This window comes from Dactylosporangium sp. NPDC000521, from assembly GCF_042898305.1.
Classification (GTDB): Bacteria; Actinomycetota; Actinomycetes; order Mycobacteriales; family Micromonosporaceae; genus Dactylosporangium.
On record NZ_JBIAYW010000010.1, the window covers coordinates 45,047 to 64,276 of the forward strand.

At 71.6% G+C, this 19,230-nt stretch carries 15 protein-coding genes and 1 tRNA gene; 7 read left to right on the top strand and 9 right to left on the bottom strand.

Features of this window, described 5'->3' with window-relative positions:
* Positions 1-5 precede the first annotated feature (5 nt).
* Positions 6-461, top strand: coding sequence for a redox-sensitive transcriptional activator SoxR (gene soxR, locus ACFY3L_RS30405; protein WP_389331514.1), 456 nt, complete (start codon positions 6-8; stop codon positions 459-461).
* Here the strand turns inward: soxR and ACFY3L_RS30410 are convergent.
* Positions 442-1,392 carry an NAD(P)H-quinone oxidoreductase gene (locus ACFY3L_RS30410; RefSeq protein ID WP_389331517.1) on the bottom strand — a complete coding sequence of 317 codons (951 nt, stop codon included), beginning with the start codon at positions 1,390-1,392 and terminating at the stop codon, positions 442-444. The genes soxR and ACFY3L_RS30410 overlap by 20 nt on opposite strands.
* Positions 1,355-1,984: a hypothetical protein gene (locus tag ACFY3L_RS30415; protein ID WP_389331520.1), complete on the bottom strand. Its 630-nt coding sequence runs from the start codon at positions 1,982-1,984 to the stop codon at positions 1,355-1,357. Before ACFY3L_RS30415 ends, ACFY3L_RS30410 begins: the two co-directional genes overlap by 38 nt.
* A gap of 208 nt (positions 1,985-2,192) precedes the next feature.
* On the opposite strand from ACFY3L_RS30415, the gene ACFY3L_RS30420 reads away from it, so the two are divergent.
* A tRNA-Ser gene (locus ACFY3L_RS30420) sits at positions 2,193-2,280 on the top strand.
* 1,255 nt (positions 2,281-3,535) lie between these two features.
* Here ACFY3L_RS30420 and ACFY3L_RS30425 read toward each other — a convergent pair.
* The 7 genes from ACFY3L_RS30425 to ACFY3L_RS30455 all read right to left on the bottom strand — a co-directional run bounded on the left by ACFY3L_RS30425 (position 3,536) and on the right by ACFY3L_RS30455 (position 12,250).
* On the bottom strand, positions 3,536-4,291 hold the full coding sequence (locus ACFY3L_RS30425) for a 2-phosphosulfolactate phosphatase (RefSeq protein ID WP_389331523.1): 756 nt from the start codon (positions 4,289-4,291) through the stop codon (positions 3,536-3,538).
* A gap of 2 nt (positions 4,292-4,293) precedes the next feature.
* Positions 4,294-6,801 carry a phosphoribosylformylglycinamidine synthase subunit PurL gene (gene purL / locus ACFY3L_RS30430; protein ID WP_389331526.1) on the bottom strand — a complete coding sequence of 836 codons (2,508 nt, stop codon included), beginning with the start codon at positions 6,799-6,801 and terminating at the stop codon, positions 4,294-4,296.
* Positions 6,798-7,478, bottom strand: coding sequence for a phosphoribosylformylglycinamidine synthase subunit PurQ (purQ, locus tag ACFY3L_RS30435; RefSeq protein WP_389331529.1), 681 nt, complete (start codon positions 7,476-7,478; stop codon positions 6,798-6,800). The genes purL and purQ overlap by 4 nt, the downstream gene beginning before the upstream one ends.
* Positions 7,475-7,735, bottom strand: a complete 261-nt coding sequence (purS, locus tag ACFY3L_RS30440) for a phosphoribosylformylglycinamidine synthase subunit PurS (protein WP_389331532.1) — start codon at positions 7,733-7,735, stop codon at positions 7,475-7,477. Before purS ends, purQ begins: the two co-directional genes overlap by 4 nt.
* A gap of 174 nt (positions 7,736-7,909) precedes the next feature.
* Complete coding sequence (gene purB / locus ACFY3L_RS30445) at positions 7,910-9,328, bottom strand: adenylosuccinate lyase (protein WP_389331535.1); 1,419 nt, start codon at positions 9,326-9,328, stop codon at positions 7,910-7,912.
* A gap of 27 nt (positions 9,329-9,355) precedes the next feature.
* Complete coding sequence (locus ACFY3L_RS30450) at positions 9,356-10,942, bottom strand: sugar ABC transporter permease (protein ID WP_389331538.1); 1,587 nt, start codon at positions 10,940-10,942, stop codon at positions 9,356-9,358.
* Positions 10,943-10,975: 33 nt separating this feature from the next.
* On the bottom strand, positions 10,976-12,250 hold the full coding sequence (locus ACFY3L_RS30455; RefSeq protein ID WP_389331541.1) for an acetyl-CoA C-acetyltransferase: 1,275 nt from the start codon (positions 12,248-12,250) through the stop codon (positions 10,976-10,978).
* An 88-nt stretch (positions 12,251-12,338) separates the two neighbouring features.
* Here ACFY3L_RS30455 and ACFY3L_RS30460 point away from each other — a divergent pair, with 88 nt between their 5' ends.
* From ACFY3L_RS30460 to ACFY3L_RS30480, 5 genes are all read left to right on the top strand, one after another.
* Complete coding sequence (locus ACFY3L_RS30460) at positions 12,339-13,652, top strand: 3-oxoacyl-ACP reductase (RefSeq protein ID WP_389331544.1); 1,314 nt, start codon at positions 12,339-12,341, stop codon at positions 13,650-13,652.
* Between the two features lies 1 nt (position 13,653).
* The gene (locus ACFY3L_RS30465; protein WP_389331547.1) at positions 13,654-14,517 is read left to right on the top strand and encodes a MaoC/PaaZ C-terminal domain-containing protein; all 864 of its coding nucleotides are present in this window, start codon (positions 13,654-13,656) and stop codon (positions 14,515-14,517) included.
* Between the two features lie 136 nt (positions 14,518-14,653).
* Positions 14,654-16,924, top strand: a complete 2,271-nt coding sequence (locus ACFY3L_RS30470; RefSeq protein WP_389331550.1) for a hypothetical protein — start codon at positions 14,654-14,656, stop codon at positions 16,922-16,924.
* Positions 16,925-16,951: 27 nt separating this feature from the next.
* On the top strand, positions 16,952-18,109 hold the full coding sequence (gene rffA, locus ACFY3L_RS30475; RefSeq protein WP_389331553.1) for a dTDP-4-amino-4,6-dideoxygalactose transaminase: 1,158 nt from the start codon (positions 16,952-16,954) through the stop codon (positions 18,107-18,109).
* Positions 18,106-18,681, top strand: a complete 576-nt coding sequence (locus ACFY3L_RS30480; RefSeq protein WP_389331556.1) for a GtrA family protein — start codon at positions 18,106-18,108, stop codon at positions 18,679-18,681. The genes rffA and ACFY3L_RS30480 overlap by 4 nt, the downstream gene beginning before the upstream one ends.
* The last annotated feature ends 549 nt before the right edge of the window (positions 18,682-19,230 follow it).

A 19,230-nucleotide genomic window follows, 5' to 3' on the forward strand; every position in this document is an offset into this window, starting at 1 on the left:
GCCGCATGGCTGAGCTGCTCACGATCGGCGAGCTCGCGGCGCGCAGCGGGGTCGCGCCGTCCGCGCTGCGGTTCTACGAGAAGCTCGGCCTGATCCACTCCACCCGCACCGGCGGCAACCAGCGCCGTTACGAGCGCTCCGAGCTCCGCCGGGTCTCGTTCATCAGGATCTCCGCGCAGGTCGGCATCCCCTTGGAGACGATCAAGGAGGCGCTGGCGTCGCTGCCGGCCAACCGCACGCCGACCCGCGCCGACTGGGCCCGGCTGTCGCGCAACTGGCGCAGCCACCTCGACGAGCAGATCGCGCTCCTGGAGCGGCTGCGCGACACCCTGACCGGCTGCATCGGATGCGGCTGCCTCTCCCTGCGCAGCTGCACGCTCGCCAACACGGCCGACCGCCTCGCCTCCCGCGGCCCGGGCCCGGTGATCCTCACAGCCGCTCCTACGGCCGAGTCAGAATGATCTTGCCGAAGTGCTCACTGGACTCCATCAGCCGGTGTGCCTCCGCGGCGTCCGGCAGCGGGATCCTGCTGTGCACGACCGGCCCGATGAGGCCCTCGTCCACCAGGGGCCAGACCTCCTCCCGTACACCTCGGACGATCGCCGCCTTCTGCGCCTTCGGCCTGGAGCGCAACGCCGTCGCGAACACGCTCCCCCGCTTCGCCAGCAGCGCACCGAGGTCGAGCTCCGCCTTGCGGCCGCCCTGCATGCCGATCACCACCAGGCGGCCGCCCTCGTTGAGCGCCTTCACGTTGCCCTTGAGGTACGCGCCGCCGATGATGTCGAGGATGACGTCGGCCTTCACCGTCTCGCTGAAATCCTCGGCCGTGTAGTCGATCACCCGATCCGCGCCGAGCTCGCGCAACGCGTCGTGCTTGCCCTCGCGGGCCGTCGTCACCACGTGCGCGCCGAGCGCCTTGCCCAGCTGCACCGCGAACGTGCCGATCCCGCTGCCGCCGCCGTGCACCAGCAGCGTCTCGCCCGGCTTGATCCCCGCGACCTCGACGACGTTGGAGAAGACCGTCGCCGCCACCTCGGGCAGCGCCGCGGCGTCCTCGAGACTCACGTGCCGCGGCACCGGCAGCACCTGCCCCGCCGACGCCACCACCAGCTCCGCGTAGCCGCCACCCTCGATGAGGGCGCAGACCTCCTGCCCGGCCTGCCACTGCGGCGACCGGCTCGCCACGACCCGCCCCGACACCTCCATGCCCGGATACGGCGGCGCCCCCTCGGGCGGCGGATAGAGCCCCTGCCGCTGCAGCATGTCGGCGCGGTTGACCCCCGCCGCGCGCACCTCGATCAGCACCTCACCGTCCGCCGGCACCGGATCGGGCACCTCGCTCCAGCGCAGTACCTCAGGACCACCAGCCTGCTCGATCGTGACCGCGTGCATGCCACCCATTCTGCGCCCCGCGGTGATCGCGCATCCACGGCGCCCACATCGGCGCCGGCGTCGCGGGCCGCACGGTCGGCTCCGTCGTGGGCTGCGCGGCCGGCTCGCCGGTCGGCTCCGCGGTCGGACCGGCTGTCGGCTCCGCGCCCGGTCCTGTGGTCGGTTCGGTCGTCGGCTCCGGTCCCGTCGTGGGCTCTGTCGTCGTTTGCGGCGTCTGTACGGCGGGAGCTCCGGCCCTCTCGACGCGCTTCGCCGGCTTCTTCGCCGCCTGCACCGGCCGCTGCGGCTGCACGGCCCCCGGCAGCGACCGCGCCGGCGGCGTGCCGAGGTCCAGGACCGGCTGGGGCGCGGCGGGCACCCCGAACAGGTTGACGTCCACCACCGGCTCGGGCATCGCCACCCCCTGCTCGGCCCGCTGCGCCTGGGGCGCCGGCGTGCCCTGCTGTGGCGGCTCCCATCCCGCCGCACCGATCACCACCCCCAGCGCCGCCACCCCGACCCCACCCGCGACCAGCGCCACCAACGGATGCCTGACGATCCGCCGGTGCCTGGTGACGTACGCCGCCCGTGGATCGTTGAAGAAGAGATGCATCCCTGCTGGCCCCCGCCCGTAGTCTGCGTTGTCGCTCTTCCGAGTCTGCGCAGCCCCAGCTTCTGAGATGCGACATTTGGTGCAAAGTGCCACAATGTCATCTGGTCGCGGTCGTCCGGTCCGCCACCGCCCCCCGACGTCCGGCCTCCCTCACACGGGTGACCACCACCGCCCCGGGGCGATCTGGCAGACTGTTCGACGTTCCGCTGGAGGGCTCGCCTAGTGGCCGATGGCGCCGGTCTTGAAAACCGGTGAGGCGTTCCGCGTCTCCGTGGGTTCGAATCCCACGCCCTCCGCAGTGCCTCTGCGGCCTCACGGCCGCGGTGGGGGATTCTCACCCCACACCCCCAATGCTCGCTGCCGCTCGCACTGCCAGCCCTGCGGGCGGCAGCCTCATGCGCCTGCGCGCGGCATCCCGTGGTTGCTGCCTGTGACACCGGCGACGTGGACCGCTCCCGGTGAGCGGGGTAGGTAGGGACGGACTGCCGGACGGCGTGCCGGCGGACAGCGGTGGGCAGGGCGCCAGCGGCCGCTTGAACTGATCGAAGTCGTGTCGTGGCCGTCCGGGCAGCCGTTTCGCGACTTGGATCACGAGCGCGGCGCGGGATTGCTCGACGGCCCGCCCCGGCGAGTGGGGCGAGCGCGGGCGGCGGCGCCTTCAGATCGAAGTCGTATGCGGCGGCGGGCAGAGCAGCGCAGCGGCCACGGCCGCTTGAGGTGATCCAAGTCGCGTGGCGGCGGTCCGCACGACCGCGCCGCGACTTGGATCAACGCGCAGGCAACGGATCGCCCGCCGGCAGGTGGACGAGGCGTCCACAGGCGAAGTGGTGACGGCTGCCTCCTTGAGGTGATCGAAGTCGTGTCGTGGCCGTCCGGGCAGCCGTTTCGCGACTTGGATCACGAGCGCGGGGCGGAATTGCTCGACGGCCCGCCCCGGCGAGTGGGACGGGCGCGGGGTGGCGGCGCCTTCAGATCGAAGTCGTATGCGGCGGCGGGCAGAGCAGCGCAGCGGCCACGGCCGCTTGAGGTGATCCAAGTCGCGTGGCGGTCGTCCGGACGACCGCGCCGCGACTTGAATCAACGCGCAGGCAACGGATCGCCCGCCGGCAGGTGGACGAGGCGTCCACAGGCGAAGTGGTGACGGCTGCCTCCTTGAGGTGATCGAAGTCGTGTCGTGGCCGTCCGGGCAGCCGTTTCGCGACTTGGATCACGAGCGCGGGACGGGATCGCTCGACGGCCGGCCCCGGCGAGTGGGACGGGCGCGCGGTGGCGGCGCCTTAAGATCGAAGTCGTATGCGGCGGCGGGCAGAGCAGCGCAGCGGCCACGGCCGCTTGAGGTGATCCAAGTCGTGTGGCGGCTGTCCGGACGACCGCGCCGCGACTTGGATCACGAGTGCGGATGGTGGGGTTGCCCCGTGGCTGGATGCGGCGCGCACGTGCGTGAGGCTGCCGCGCGGCAGCGCTGGCAGTGCGAGCGCAGCGAGCATGGGGGTGCGGGTGGGAACCCCCGCCGGGCCCCGCCGCGGAGCGGTGGGGGGAATTACAGCCGGCTCAGGCGGGGGCGAAGGACTGGCCGGTGAGGACCGGGACGGTCTGAGAGGCGTCGGACTGGATGGCCAGGGCCACGTCCTTGGTGAAGCCTCGGGAGATGAGCTCCTGGCCGCTGACGCAGCGGCGGACCGCGGCGGGGACGTCGCGGACCGCGGCCAGGGCGGCGAGGGTGACCGCGGCCTCCACCGAGAGGGGGGCGCCGAGCATGGAGAGGCCGTCCAGGACGGCGGCGGCGCCCAGGAGGTCCTCGACGCAGGGGCGGAGGGTGCCGTCGGGCCAGAGTTCGCCGGCGGCGACGACGCCGATGGGGGCGGTGGGGGTGCCGTGGCCCTGCGAGTGGAGCCAGCGGGCCACGGCGGGGGCGTTGCGCAGGCAGGCGGCAATGACCGGGACGCCGGTGGAGGCGGCGGCGGAGCAGATGGAGGCACCGTTGGGCGACGGCAGGACCAGCTCGGCCACGAACGGGGCGGCCTGCAGGGCGGCCGGGGAGAGCGACCACGGGGAGGCGTCGGAGACCTGCCCGCGGCCCACGGCGACCGCCGCGCCGATGCGGTCGGCGTAGGCGCGGGCCTGGTCGCTCCAGGGGAACGGGTGGACCCTGATGCCGCGGCCGACGGCGATGTCGACCGCGGTGGAGAAGGACAGGACGTCGACGACGACCAGGGCCGAGCAGACGCGCGCCAGTTCAGCGGCGCCTGCTGGGCCCCAATCGAAACGGGCGCCCGAGCCGGGCTGACTGTGGACGCCCTCGGTCATCGTCAGGCGTCGGGGTCGTCCGGCGCGGCGTCCGTGGAGGATGCCTCATCCCGGGAGGACGCGGACGGCACCTCGGGCACCTCCGGCGCGTCCACCGCATCGAAGATCCCGCCGCCCGAGACACCCGAAGAATCCGAGTCGCCCGAAGAGGACGAAGGGGACGAAGTGGACGGAGCGGACGAAGAGGCGGAGGAAGTCGAAGCCGAAGCCGGCGGCACGTACTCGGGAGCCTCCGTCGACACCTCACCGAAGAGCGACGGCAGCGTGCCCTTCCACGCGGAGCGCAGCTCGTCGAGGGAGATCGTGAACTGCCCCCGCACGTCCAGCGCCCGGCTGCGGCCGTCGACCGTGCCGATGGCGGTCACCGGCAGGCCGTGCTGGGCGCAGAGCGCCGTGAACGCCTTCTCGTGGCCGCGCGGCACCGAGACCAGCGCCCGGGCCGTCGACTCGGAGAAGAGCGCGACGAACGGGTTCAGCCCCTCCGGCAGCGTGATGTTGGCGCCGTGGTCGTAGCGCAGCGTCGTCTCGACGAGGGCCTGGGCCAGGCCGCCGTCGGAGAGGTCGTGCGCCGAGGAGAGGTGACCGCGCTCGCCCGCCTCGGTGAGGACGGAGGCGAGGATGCGCTCGCGGACCAGGTTGACCCTGGGCGGCTGGCCGCCGAGGTGGTTGTGCGTCACCCAGGCCCACTCGGAGCCGGACAGCTCCTCCTGCGTCTCGCCGAGCAGCATGATCACGTCGCTGTCGCCGCCGAAGCCCATCGGGACGCGGCTGCCGACGTTGGAGAGCACGCCGAGGACGCCGACGACCGGGGTCGGGTGGATGGCCTGGGAGCCGGTGGAGTTGTAGAAGCTGACGTTGCCGCCGGTGACGGGGATGCCGAGCTCGGCACAGCCGTCGGCGAGGCCACGGACCGCTTCGGCGAACTGCCACATGACCTGCGGGTCCTCCGGCGAGCCGAAGTTGAGGCAGTTGGTGACGGCGAGCGGCGTCGCGCCGGAGGCGGCGACGTTGCGGTAGGACTCGGCCAGGGCGAGCTTGGCGCCGTTGTACGGGTCGAGCCGGGCGAAGCGGGCGTTGCCGTCGACGGACAGGGCGATGCCGAGGCCGGTCTGCTCGTCGATGCGGATGATGCCCGAGTTCTCCGGCTGGGCGAGGATCGTGTTGCCCTGCACGTAGCGGTCGTACTGCTCGGTGACCCAGCTCTTGTCGCACAGGTTGGGGCTGGCGGCCAGGCGCAGCAGCGTCTCGCGCAGCTCCACGCCCGTCCGCGGCCGGGGCAGCGTCTCGGCCCGGTCCGCCTGCAGCAGGATCAGGTCGGCGGGCTCGCGCATCGGCCGGGCGTAGACCGGGCCGTCGTCCACGAGGGAGCCGGGCGGGACGTCGACGACGACCTCGCCGTGCCAGGTGATGACCAGGCGGCCACCCTCGGTGACCCGGCCGATCGCGGTGGCGATGACGCCCCAGCGCTCGGCGACGCGGAGCACCTCGTCGAGCTTCGACGGCTCGACGATGAGGAGCATGCGCTCCTGCGACTCGCTGGCGAGGACCTCCTGCGGGTCCATCGAGGCCTCGCGGAGGGGCACCAGGTTGAGGTCGATGTCCATGCCGGTGCCGGCCGACGCGCTCGTCTCGGTCAGCGCGCACGTGAGGCCCGCGCCGCCGAGGTCCTGCACGCCGACGATGAGCTCCCGCTCGTACAACTCGAGACAGCTCTCGATGAGCAGCTTCTCGATGAACGGGTCACCCACCTGCACGGACGGGCGCCGGGCCGGGCCGTCGCTGTTGAAGGTGGCGCTGGCCAGCACCGACACGCCGCCGATGCCGTCACGGCCGGTCTTGGCGCCGAGCAGGACGACGACGTTGCCGGGGCCGTGCGCCTCTTTGTTCTGCAGCCGGTTGACCGGCAGCACGCCGACGCACAGCGCGTTGACCAGCGGGTTGCCCTGGTAGCAGGGGTCGAAGACGACCTCGCCACCGATGTTGGGCAGGCCGAGGCAGTTGCCGTAGCCGCCGACGCCCGCGACGACCCCGGGCAGGACACGCTTGGTGTCCTCGTGGTCGGCGGCGCCGAAGCGCAGCGGGTCCATCACGGCGACCGGGCGGGCGCCCATGGCGAGGATGTCGCGGACGATGCCGCCGACGCCGGTCGCCGCACCCTGGTAGGGCTCGACGAAGCTCGGGTGGTTGTGCGACTCGACCTTGAACGTGACCGCGATGTCGTCGGAGATCCGGATGACCCCGGCGTTCTCGCCGATGCCGGCCAGCATCAGGTCCGACTTCGGCGCCTTCTCGCTGAACTGCCTCAGGTGGACCTTGCTGCTCTTGTACGAGCAGTGCTCGCTCCACATGATCGAGTACATCGCGAGCTCGGACGACGTGGGGCGGCGGCCGAGGATCTGCTTGATCCGCTCGTACTCGTCCTCGCGGAGCCCGAGCTCCTCGTAGGGCTGCTCCTCGTCAGAGGTCTCCGCGGCGTGCGGGACGGTGTCGAAACCCGTTGTGGCGGTCATACACGAGCTCCCAGGTGTGCGAGCACGGACGTGAAGATGCCCAGCCCGTCGATCGACGGGCCGGTCAGCACCTCGACCGCGTGCTCCGGGTGGGGCATGATCCCGACGACGTTGCCGGCAGCGTTGGTGATGGCGGCGATGTCGTGCAGCGAGCCGTTGGGGTTGCCGCGGATGTACCGCGCGACGACCCGCCCCTCGCCTTCGAGCTCGTCGAGCGTGCGCTCGTCGGCCATGTAGCAGCCTTCGCCGTTCTTGACCGGGATGACGATCTCCTGGCCGTGCTGGAACCCGCCCGTCCAGGCGGTCGTGGTGCTCTCCACGCGCAGCGACTGGTCCCGGTTGCGGAAGTGCAGGTGCTGGTTGCGGGTCAGCGCACCCGGCAGCAGGTGGGCCTCGCACAGCACCTGGAAGCCGTTGCAGATGCCGAGCACGGGCAGGCCGTCGCCGGCCGCCTTGACGATCGAGTCCATCACCGCGGAGAACCGGGCGATCGCGCCGGCGCGCAGGTAGTCGCCGTACGAGAAGCCACCCGGAAGGATGACGGCGTCCACACCGTACAACTCGGCGTCCGCGTGCCAGAGCGAGATCGGCACGGCGCCGGTCAGGTGCACGGCACGGGCGGCGTCGCGGTCGTCGAGCGAGCCGGGGAACGTGACGACACCGATCCTGGCGGTCACTGCTGCTCGCCCCCGGCCGGCGTCTCCTCGACCCGCAGGGTGAAGTCTTCGATCACCGGGTTGGCGAGGAGTTTGTCGGCGATCTCGCGGGCCCGGTCGAGGTCGGCGGCGCCGTCGAACTCGATCTCGATCCGCTTGCCGATGCGCACGGATGCCACGTCGGCGACGCCGAGACGTGGCAGCGCGTTCGCGACCGCCTGGCCCTGGGGGTCCAGGATCTCCGGTTTGAGCATGACGTCCACCACGACGCGGGCCACGGGGCACTCCTGACAGTTGAGTCGGGCGCTCGAGGGCGAGCGACACGAGCCTACCGGGCGGGGCAACGCCGCAGATCACCGGCCGTGTCACGGTCAGGTTGGTCACGCGGCGTGGCCCGAACACATCGCCCGATACGCATCTTAGCGGCCCGCTCCGATGTCAAGATCTTCCGCTCACAGGATGGGCGGCGGCACGTACGCTCCGGCGTCGGGGTGCTCCGCCAGCACCGCCTGGATCTGCTCGATCACGGCTCTGACCTGGGCGGATGCCGCCCCGACGAACTGCCGCGGGTCGGCCACCAGGGCCTCGATCTCGTCCTGGGTCAGCCGCAGCCGCTCGTCGCCGGCCAGCCGCCGCAGGAGGTCGTTGTCCTGGATGCCCTTTTCGCGCATGGCGAGCGCCACCGCGACGGCGTGCTCCTTGATCGCTTCGTGAGCATCCTCACGGCCCACGCCGCGTGAGACGGCCGCCACCAGGACCCGCGTGGTCGCCAGGAACGGCAGGTAGCGGTCCAGCTCGCGGGCGACAACCGCCGGATACGCCCCGAACTCGTCCAACACGGTCAGGAACGTGGCGAACAGCCCGTCGACGGCGAAGAACGCGTCCGGCAGCGCCACCCGGCGGACCACCGAGCACGACACGTCGCCCTCGTTCCACTGGTCGCCGGCCAGCTCGCCGACCATCGACAGGTAGCCCCTGGTGATCACGGCGAGCCCGTTGACCCGCTCGCAGGAGCGCGTGTTCATCTTGTGCGGCATCGCCGACGACCCGACCTGGCCCTGCTTGAAGCCCTCGGTCGCGAGTTCGTAGCCGGCCATGAGCCGGATCGTGGTCGCCAGGCTCGACGGCCCCGCGACCGCCTGCGCGAGCGCCGACACCACGTCGAAGTCCAGTGAGCGCGGGTACACCTGGCCGACGCTGGTCAGCACGGTGCCGAACCCGAGGTGCTCCGCCACCCGCCACTCCAGCTCCGCGGCCTTCTCCGCGTCGCCGCCGAGCAGGTCCAGCTGGTCCGCCGCCGTGCCGACCGGGCCCTTGATCCCGCGCAGCGGATAGCGCCGCAGGAGGTCGTCGATCCGCCGGTACGCGATGAGCAGCTCCTCGGCGGCGCTCGCGAACCGCTTCCCGAGGGTGGTCGCCTGCGCCGCAACGTTGTGCGACCGGCCGACCATGACCAGGTCGTCGTACTGCCCGGCCCGCGCCGCGAGCCGGGCGAGCGCCGCCACCATCCGGTCCCGGACCAGCTCCAGCGACCTGCGGATCTGCAGCTGCTCGACGTTCTCCGTCAGGTCGCGCGAGGTCATGCCCTTGTGGATGTGCTCGTGCCCGGCGAGCGCGGAGAACTCCTCGATCCGCGCCTTCACGTCGTGCCGGGTGACCCGCTCCCGGTCCGCGATGCTGGGCAGGTCGACGTCGTCGAGCACCCGCTGGTAGTCCTCGACCACCCCGTCCGGCACCGCCACCCCGAGGTCCCGCTGCGCGGTGAGCACGGCCAGCCACAGCCGCCGCTCCAACCGCACCTTCTCCTCAGGCGACCAGATCGCCACGAGCTCCGGCGACGCATACCGACCAGCAAGCACATTAGGAATCACGTGCCCTATTCTCTCGCGTCCGGTGCCCTAGGTGCGGGGTGGGTGGTCGCGTTCGGGGAGGCCGACGCGCAGGGCGACGCGGTCCAGGTACAGCAGCTGCGCGGCGACCACGGCCAGGAAGAGCAGGACGAGCAGCCACAGCGGGAGCAGCTGCGCGTAGGGCAGGGCGTCGGGGGTGCGGCGGACGAACAGGGTCTGCACGAGGGCGTTCTGCGCGGTCGGGTGGTCGCCGGCGGCGGTGACCAGCGGCCAGATGAGGTCCTGGGCCTGGACCAGCCACGTCGCCACGTACGCCAGACCCAGCATCGGCAGCGCGGGCAGCAGGACGCCGGTCCAGGTGGCGCGGTGGCCCTCCTGCAGCAGGACCTCGCGGCGCTGGGCCTGGCCGCGGAAGAGCAGGGCCAGGATGAACAGCGCCGGGATCGCGACCCGGGACGGCGGGATCAGGCCGATGAAGGAGTCGAGGCGGTCGGCGGTGACGCCGGCGGCGAAGTTGCGCAGGGCGAGCGGGGCGGAGCCGACGAAGAGGAACAGGCCGAAGGGCAGCAGCAGCCACTCGCTGTGCCGGCCGAAGGGGCGCAGGCCGCTGATGCCGAACGCGGCCAGGGCGGCGACGGTGACCCCGACGAGGGTGGAGACGACCGGCGGCAGCCAGGTGTTGACCCAGGTGGAGGGGGCGCCGGGGCGGCCGGTCTCGGTGATGTGCGACAGCCAGGGGCTCAGGCCGGAGATGATCGTGCCGAGCGTGAAGAGCAGCAGGACGCCGACGACGATCCAGGGCACGAGCGGCGGGTTCTTCTGGACCCGGGGGGTGGCGGGGTCCACCTCCAGGCGGGTGCCGGGCAGGATCACCAGCAGCGTGGCGGCGAGGCCGAGCAGGATCAGCGGCACGAGGAGGGTCACGGAGGCGGCCGCGCCGACGCCGAAGGTCATCGTGCGGAAGGACGTCTCGTACATGAGGCGGGCCGGGCTGAGGTCGCCCCTGGTGCCGAAGCCGCCGATGAAGGAGAACGTGAAGTCCTGCAGCGCGACCGCGACGACGGTGAGCACGGCCAGGCCGGCGACGACGAGCGCGGCGGGGATCGGGCTGCGGGTGGAGTCGAGGGTACGGCGGCGCAGCGCGGCCAGGTAGGCGGTCGCGGCGAGCGCGACGACCAGGCCGAAGGTGCCCAGCCAGAACGACGCCCGGGTGGACGACTCGCGCAGCCCGACGGCGATCGCCACGGGGGCGAAGGCCACGAGGGGGAGGGCGAGTGCGACCCGCGTGACCCACCGCGCCCACGTGCCGCCGGCGTGCGCGGCCCAGGCGATGGCCGGCGCCAGCAGCAGGACGAGCAGGATCGGCACCACGGCGAGGCTCAGGGTGAACCAGTGCGCGTCGGCGAGCCCGCGCGAGTACGCGGTGTCGTAGTTGTCCCAGCCGACGCTTTCGCCGCCCTCCGCCAGCCGCAGCCCGTTGAACTTGCGGAAGCTGGACGTGACCGTCCAGTACAGCGGCTCGACGTAGGACGTCAGGAGCAGGACGAACGCGGGCAGGGTGAGGATCAGGCCGACGGCGACCTGCCAGCCGGGTCGGGGCGTCGGCGGCCGGAGCATCGTCGGCTGGATCGTCATGCGTCAACGATATGGGTGAATCAGGCCCGCCGCTCATCTGGAGAGGATCGCGGTCACCCCCTGCCCGCCGGCGGCGCAGATGGAGATCAGGCCACGCCCGGAGCCGCGCTCCGCGAGGAGTTTGGCCAGCGTCGCCATGATCCGGCCGCCGGTCGCGGCGAACGGGTGGCCGGCGGCGAGGGAGGAGCCGTTGACGTTGAGCCGGGAGCGGTCGACGGCGCCGAGCGGCTCGTCGAGGCCGAGGCGCTCCTTGCAGAACGCCGGGTCCTCCCACGCCTTCAGGGTGGCGAGGACCTGCGACGCGAAGGCCTCGTGGATCTCGTAGAAGTCGAAGTCCTGCAGCTTGAGCCCCGTGCGGGCGAGCATGCGCGGCACCGCGTAGGTCGGCGCCATCAGCAGGCCGTCGCCGCCGTGCACGAAGTCGACCGCCGCCGTCTCCGCCGTGTCGAACCACGCGAGCACCGGAAGCTTCCGCTCACGAGCCCACTGCTCGGAGGCCAGCAGCACCACGGCCGCGCCGTCGGTCAGCGGTGACGAGTTGCCGGCGGTCATGGTCGCCGACGCCCCGCGGCCGAAGACGGGCTTGAGCGCGCCGAGGCGCTCCAGCGACGTGTCGGGGCGCAGGTTCTGGTCGCGTTGGAGGCCGAGGTACGGCGTGACCAGGTCGTCGAAGAAGCCGCGCTCGTAGGCGGCGGCGAGCTGCAGGTGCGACGCGAGCGCCAGCTCGTCCTGGGCGGCCCGGGTGATCCCGAACTCCCGCGCGGTCAGCGCGGCGGAGTCGCCCATCGACAGCCCGGTGCGGGGCTCGGCGTTGCGCGGGATGTCGGGCTTGAGCTGGGTCGGGCGCAGCTTGCCGACCGCGCGGAGCCGCGCGCCGAGCGACCGGGCCCGGTTGAGCTCCATGAAGACCCGCCGCATGTCCTCGTTGACGCCGAGGGGCGCGTCGGAGGTGGTGTCGACGCCGCCGGCGATGCCGGACTCGATCTGGCCGAGCGCGATCTTGTTGGCGACGAGGATGGCGGCCTCGAGTCCGGTTCCGCACGCCTGCTGGACGTCGTACGCGGGAGTCCGTGGGTCGAGGCGGGACCCGAGCACGGATTCACGCGTCAGGTTGAAATCGCGGCTGTGCTTGAGGACCGCACCCGCCGCGACCTCGCCGAGTCGCACTCCTGCCAGCCCGAACCGTGCCACCAGTCCGTCTATAGCGGCAGTCAGCATGTCCTGGTTTGATGCAGTGGCGTAGGCGCTGCCCGAGCGCGCGAAGGGGATGCGATTACCGCCGACGATCGCCACTCGATTCGGGGCCATCGGATTCTCCTCCAGTGCGACGGGCAGGCCGGCGTTAGCCTACTGGTGAGTAGGTTAGCGCGATTGTTGTGACTGGGGAGGCACTGCAATGTCCGATCGTTACGCCGGCTTCGCCCACTCGGGCGCCGGGAAGTTCTTCGTCAGGCGACTCGGCCTGCCCGACCCGCCGAAGCTGCGGCGCCACGATCCGGGCTCGCCGCCCGTCGACGGGCAGGTCGTGGTCGGCGGCGGCGGGCGTCTCGTCGAGCCGGTCCGCAAGCTGCTCGAGAAGCTGGGGGCGCCGCCGGAAGGGCCGACCGCGGGGCTCGTGTTCGACGCGACCGGGATCATCGACACGGACGGCCTGCGCGCGCTGTACGACTTCTTCCACCCGCTCATCCGCACACTGCGCTCCTGCGGGCGGGTCGTCGTGCTCGGCAGCCAGCCGGAGCTGTGCGCCGACGCCCGTGAGGCCACCGCCCAGCGGGCCCTGGAGGGCTTCGTGCGCTCCCTCGGCAAGGAGGTCGGCCGCGGCGGCACGGCGCAGCTGGTCTACGTCGCGCCCGGCGCCGAGGAGGCGATCGAGTCGACGATGCGGTTCCTGCTGTCGGGGCGTTCGGCGTACGTGTCGGGGCAGGTCATCCGGGTCGGACCCGCCGCGATCGACGTCCCCGACGACTGGGACCAGCCGCTCGTCGGCAAGACCGCGATCGTGACCGGCGCCGCCCGGGGCATCGGCGCGGCGATCGCCCGCGTGCTCACCCGCGACGGCGCGCACGTGGTCTGCCTCGACGTGCCCGCCGCCGGCGAGGACCTCACCCGGGTCGCCAACGAGGTCAAGGGCACCGCGCTGCAGCTCGACCTCACCGCCGGCGACGCGCCGCGCCGGCTCGCGGACTTCATCGCGACCCGGCACGTGCACGCCGACGTCTTCGTGCACAACGCCGGCATCACCCGCGACAAGACGCTCGGCCGGATGGACCCCTCCCAGTGGCAGTCCGTCCTCGACGTCAACCTCGGCAGCCAGGAGCGGATCAACGAGGTGCTGCTCGCGGAGAAGCTGCTCGGCGGCAACGGCCGGATCGTCGCCGTCTCCTCCGTCTCCGGCATCGCCGGCAACCGCGGCCAGACCAACTACGCCACGTCCAAGGCGGGCGTCATCGGCCTCGTGCAGGCGCACGCCCCGGCGCTCGCCGCCGCCGGCCTGACCCTCAACGCGGTCGCGCCCGGCTTCATCGAGACGAAGATGACCGCCGCGATGCCCCTGTTCATCCGCGAGGCGGGCCGCCGCATGAACAGCATGTCGCAGGGTGGCCTGCCCGTCGACGTGGCCGAGACGATCGCGTGGCTGGCGCACCCGGCGTCCGGCGGGGTCAACGGCAACGTCGTGCGGGTGTGCGGGCAGAGCCTGCTGGGTGCCTGAGATGCCGGCTTCGCTCGACCGGATGCCCCGCCTGGGTCCCCTGTACCGTGCCGCGGCGCTGCGACGCGGGGTCGCCGCCGATCCCGCCCTGCCGGACCGCGAGCTCACCGTCGAGGCCGTCACCGTCGACCGGGCGCACCTGGCGGAGTACGACCGGGTCTGCGGCTTCCGGCTCCGCGACGAGCTGCCCGCCACCTACCTGCACGTCGTCGCGTTTCCGCTGGCCATGGCGCTGATGACCGCGCCGGACTTCCCGTTTCCGGTGCTCGGGCTGGTGCACGTGGCGAACCGGATCGAGCTCCTCCGTCCGCTGCCGTCCTCTGCCGCGTTCTCGGTGTCGGTACGAGCTGACGCGCTGCGACCGCACGACCGCGGCACCCAGCTGGACATCGTCACGACAGCGACGATCGACGGGGTTCCGGTTTTCACGGACACATCCACCTATCTCCGCCGTACCGGCGCCAGATCTTCCACAGCTTCGGCCGGTTCGGCCGGTTCGGCCGGTTCGGCCGGTTCGGCCGCCGAGCCGCCGGCACCGAACGCCGTGTGGCGGGTGCCGCGGCGGGTGGGCACCGACTACGCCGCCGTGTCCGGCGACCGCAACCCGATCCACACCTCGCGCGTGCTGGCGAAGGTGTTCGGCTTCCCCCGCACGATCGCGCACGGCATGTGGACGAAGGCCCGCTGCCTGGCCGCGCTGGAGGGGCGCCTGCCCGACTCGTACACCGTGGACGTCGCCTTCAAGACGCCGATCCTGCTGCCCGCCACGGTCGGCTTCACCACGGTCGCGCAGGGTGGTGGATGGGATTTCGGGGTGCATGATGGGCGTTCCGGCAGGCCGCATCTGACCGGGACCGTCAGGTAACCTGCTCAGCGCCAAACGCCATTGTTTCGGGGGGCCCAAGACCGTGCAGACGCCGACCGAAGCCACCGCACCCGCCGCGTCCTCGCCGGGCCCCTCCGGGGGCCGGGGCGGAGCCCTCCAGGGCAGGCTGCGCGGCGTGCTGGCGTCCGGCTGGCTGCCCGCCGGGCTGCTGTGGCTGGCGACGGTCGCGACCCTGTGGTTCTTCGAGGTCCCGCCCGCCACCACGATCGTGTTCACGCTGTACCTGGCGGCCGGCATCGCGCTGCCGGGCACGCTGTGGTGGCGCTTCTTCCACCGCAGCGGCGGGTTCTTCGTCGCCGACGTCGCGGCCGGCCTCGCGCTCGGCTACGTCGGTGAGGTCTTCGTCTACATCGTCGCCCGGCTGCTCGGGCTGCCGCTGCTGGTGCTCGCCTGGCCGATCGGCACGGTGGCGGTGTTCCTGCTGGTGCCGTCGCTGCGCCGGTGCTGGCGGACCGCCGCCGACGCGCCGGTGCCGCCGCTGCTGTGGCGCTGGGCGCTCACGCTGATCGCCGGCATGACGCTGCTGTGGAGCTTCAAGTTCTACCGGCAGTACGGGTTGCGCTACCCGTACAACTCGACACCGGACACCGACTCCACCTTCCACCTCGCACTCCTGGGCGAGGCGAAGCATCACATGCCGATGGTGATCCCGTGGATCACCGGCGAGCCGCTCTACTACCACTGGTTCGTCTACCCCGAGATGGCCGCGTCCAGCTGGGTGACGGGGATCGAGCCGCAGGTCCTGCTGCTGCGACTGTCGGTGCTGCCGATGCTGATGGCGTTCGCCGTGCTCATCGCCGTGCTGGCCCGCAAGGTGACCGGCGGCTGGTGGAGCGGCGTCGCGGCGAGCGTGCTGACCCTGTTCGCGCTGTCCCCCGACCCGTACAACTGGGTGGCCTGGGACTTCTTCGTGAACCTCGCGTTCGGCACCCTGGAGGACGGCTCGTCGCTGCGGCTCACCGTGTGGACCGGCCCGACGCAGACCTTCGGCGCGCTGCTCATGGTGCCGCTGATGATCGTGCTCGTCGACCGGCTGCGGGGGCCGGCCCGGGAGTGGCGCGGCTGGGTTCTCTTCACCCTCCTGCTGTGCGGGGTGATGGGCGCCAAGGCGATCTACCTGCCGCTGCTCTTCTGCGGCCTGCTGCTGGTCGTCGCCGCCGAGCTGGTCTTCCGCCGCACCCTGCACCGCGGCGCCCTGATCGGCCTCGGCATCACGCTCGCCGGGCTGGTCTTCGCGCAGCTGGTGCTCTTCGGCGGCACCAGCCAGGGCACCGAGCTGAAGCCGCTCACCGCGCTCGTCTCCGGGTCCCTCGCGGGCACCACCGGCTACCGGTCGAAGGCCGTGCTCGCCGTCCTGCTCCTCTTCTGCTGGATGTGCATCTGGGGCGGGCTCGCCGGCCTGGTGCGCCGCCGCCTGCCCGAGCCGGCGGTCGTGGCCATGATCGGGGTCGGCGTCGCCGGCGCCGCCGCCACGCTCCTGACCGGCCAGTCCGGGGACAGCCAGCGGTTCTTCGTCGAGGGCGGCCGGCCCTACCTCGCGGTCGCCGCGATCGTCGGCCTCCACGCGCTGCTGCCGGCCGGGCGGATGACCGTGCGCCGGGCGGGGGCGCTGATCGGCTTCGTCGTGCTCGGCATGGCGATCACCCAGGTCGTCGTGCGCGCCGGCCGCACCGACGTGCCCACCGTCCACAGCACCGGCTCCGAGGCGGCGCTGACCCGCGCCGTCGTCCTGCCCTACGCGGCACTCGCGGTCGCCGCGGTCGTCGTCACGGTGGCGCTGCTGCTCGCCCGGCGCCGGCTGCCCGCGTTGCGGGGCATGACGGTCGCCCTGGTCGTCGCCCTGCTCGCGGGCTTCGCGATCAACACGACGTTCGAGAACTACTACCAGGTCGTCTGGGACTCGAAGCACACCGGCTGGAAGAACGTCGTCAACGCCAAGGGTGAGGTCATCGTCTCCAAGGGCGTCCTGGAGGCCGGCCGCTGGCTGCGCGACCACTCCGACCCCGACGACCTCGTCGCCACCAACGCGCACTGCCAGCTGTGGAACAAGGAGTGCTCGGATCTGCACTTCTCGATGACGGCGTACAGCGAGCGGCGCATGCTCGTCGAGGGCTGGGGCTTCACCACGACCGCCCACGTCGAGGCAGAGCGGCTCGGCATGTGGGTCGGATCCGTGCCCTACTGGCGCCCCGAGATCCTCGCTGACAATGACGCAGCGTTCGGCCGTCCGTCACCCCAAACGGTGGGCACCCTGCGTGACCGCTACGGGGTACGCTGGCTGTTCGTTGACGAAAGTCAGAACAACGTTTCACCACAACTGTCGGCCTTCGCTACCGAACGTTACCGGTCGGGGGTCGCCGTGGTGTATGAACTGCCGTCGGCATGACCTCACACCATTAGGTAGGCTCCAGCAGTGACCCCCACGAACCAGCTCGCCGTTCCATTCAACAAGGCCTATCTGACGGGTGCCGAGACCGGTTACATCCAGCAGGCGATGACGAATGGACCGCTCACCGGTGACGGGCCCTACACGAAGCGCGCGAGCGCGCTGCTCACCGAGATCCTCGGCGCCAAGCACTCGCTGCTGACCACCTCCTGCACGCACGCGCTGGACATGACCGCGCTGCTGCTGGACCTGGAGCCGGGCGACGAGGTCATCGTGCCGTCGTTCACGTTCTGCTCGACCGCCAACGCCTACGCGCTCCGCGGCGCCGTGCCGGTCTTCGTCGACTGCCGCCCCGACACGCTCAACCTCGACGAGCGCCTGGTCGAGGCCGCTGTCACCCCGCGCACCAAGGCGATCGTCGTCGTGCACTACGCCGGCGTCGCCGTCGAGATGGACGAGATCGAGGCGATCGCCCGCCGGCACGGCCTCGTGGTCATCGAGGACAACGCGCACGGCATCGGCGGCACGTATCGTGGCCGCAAGCTCGGCTCCATCGGCGCGATGGCGACCCAGAGCTTCCACGAGACGAAGAACGTGCAGTGCGGCGAGGGCGGCGCCCTCATCTTCAACGACGACACCTACTTCGAGCGCGCCGAGATCATCCGCGAGAAGGGCACCAACCGCGGCCAGTTCTTCCGCGGCATGGTCGACAAGTACCGCTGGATCGACATCGGCTCGTCCTACCTGCCGTCGGACCTGCTCGCCGCGTTCCTCACCGCGCAGCTGGAGCACTTCACCGACATCCAGCGCCGGCGCGCCCACATCTGGGACAGCTACCACCAGCGCCTGGCCACCTGGGCCGCCGAGCACGGCGTCACCCAGCCGACGGTCCCCGGCGACCGCGAGCAGCCCGCGCACCTGTACTACCTGCTCCTGCCCGACCTGGAGAGCCGCCAGAGCATGCTCAAGCACCTCCTCGGCCACGGCGTCCTGGGCACCTTCCACTACCAGCCGCTGCACTTCGCCCCCGCCGGCGTGAAGTTCGGCCGCACGGGCCCCGGCGGCTGCCCCGTCACCGAGGACGTCGCCGACCGGCTGCTGCGCCTGCCGCTGTACGGCGGCATGTCCGAGGCCGACATCGACCTGGTCGTCACCGCCGTCGAGTCCTACAACCCGCGCGGATGACCGAAACCATGGACGGCGGCCCCGCCCTCCCTGACTCCCTCAACCTGGCGGCGCGGGGCAGCACGTCCCCGGCCGCCGAGGGCCGCGACGCCCGTCTTCCAGAGGCGCTCGACCTCGGGTCGCGCAGCGGTGCACCCGAGGCCGCGCCCGCGCAACCCCGCCGCTCCTGGCCCGTGCGCACCGCGATCATGCTCTACAACGACCGCCGCATCCGCTACCTCGGCGTCGGCGGCGTCTCCGCGGTCGCCTACTACGGCAGCTTCGCGGCCCTCTACCTGCTGACCCGCGACCACTGGCACTACCTGGTGCCCACGATCATCGCCAACTTCTTCTGCGCCCTCTGCACGTATCCGCTGCAGCGCCACTTCGTCTTCCAGTCGAAGGGGCCAATCATCTCGGGCTTCCTGAAGTTCTACGTGATCTGCCTGTGGGCCCTCGCGTTCACGCTGCTCGGACTCCCCCTCCTCGTCGAGGTCTTCCACATCCCGGTCCTCATCTCCCAGGCGATCCTGATCGTCGTCGCCCCTCTGATCAACTACCAGCTCAGCAAGCTCTGGGCCTTCCGCCGCTGACCACCCCACCCTCCGGCGCCACGGGTGATCGACCAGCGCAGCGCCCTGCCGCGTGGTGATCGAAGGACCGCCCTGGTCGTGCTGACGACCGGATCCGTCCTTCGATCTTGCAGCGCGGCTGTCAAACGTTCGCGAATACGGCGCCCGAGCGCGGCATGGTGATCGAAGGACCGCCCTGGTCATGGTGACAACCGGATCCGTCCTTCGATCTTGCGGCGCGGCTGTCAAACGTTCGCGAATACGGCGCCCGAACGCGGCATGGTGATCGAAGGACCGCCCTGGTCATGGTGACAACCGGATTCGTCCTTCGATCTTGCGGCGCGAGGATCAAGTGTTCGCAAGTACGGCGCCCGAGTTCGACAGCCGGCCGGGTCATGGCGATTCGGGATCGCCACTGCGACCGACGCGACCGGCATGGCGCCTGCCAGGCCGAACGGTCGATCTCAGGCGCGCGGCCCCGGCCCGTTGACAGACAGGGCGCGCCCGCTTGTCCTACCCGACGGCCAGGCGCGACCCGCCTCAACTGCGGGAGCAGGCGTCTCGACCGAA

What these genes read in the sequence shown, in the direction of transcription:
- ACFY3L_RS30480 (WP_389331556.1), top strand. Translation starts at nt 18,106, where the DNA reads ATGACCGAAACCATGGACGGCGGCCCCGCCCTCCCTGACTCCCTCAAC.
- purL (WP_389331526.1), bottom strand. Translation starts at nt 6,801, where the DNA reads ATGACCGCCACAACGGGTTTCGACACCGTCCCGCACGCCGCGGAGACC.
- ACFY3L_RS30460 (WP_389331544.1), top strand. Translation starts at nt 12,339, where the DNA reads ATGTCCGATCGTTACGCCGGCTTCGCCCACTCGGGCGCCGGGAAGTTC.
- ACFY3L_RS30425 (WP_389331523.1), bottom strand. Translation starts at nt 4,291, where the DNA reads ATGACCGAGGGCGTCCACAGTCAGCCCGGCTCGGGCGCCCGTTTCGAT.
- ACFY3L_RS30450 (WP_389331538.1), bottom strand. Translation starts at nt 10,942, where the DNA reads ATGACGATCCAGCCGACGATGCTCCGGCCGCCGACGCCCCGACCCGGC.
- ACFY3L_RS30410 (WP_389331517.1), bottom strand. Translation starts at nt 1,392, where the DNA reads ATGCACGCGGTCACGATCGAGCAGGCTGGTGGTCCTGAGGTACTGCGC.
- ACFY3L_RS30465 (WP_389331547.1), top strand. Translation starts at nt 13,654, where the DNA reads ATGCCGGCTTCGCTCGACCGGATGCCCCGCCTGGGTCCCCTGTACCGT.
- ACFY3L_RS30455 (WP_389331541.1), bottom strand. Translation starts at nt 12,250, where the DNA reads ATGGCCCCGAATCGAGTGGCGATCGTCGGCGGTAATCGCATCCCCTTC.
- soxR (WP_389331514.1), top strand. Translation starts at nt 6, where the DNA reads ATGGCTGAGCTGCTCACGATCGGCGAGCTCGCGGCGCGCAGCGGGGTC.
- ACFY3L_RS30415 (WP_389331520.1), bottom strand. Translation starts at nt 1,984, where the DNA reads ATGCATCTCTTCTTCAACGATCCACGGGCGGCGTACGTCACCAGGCAC.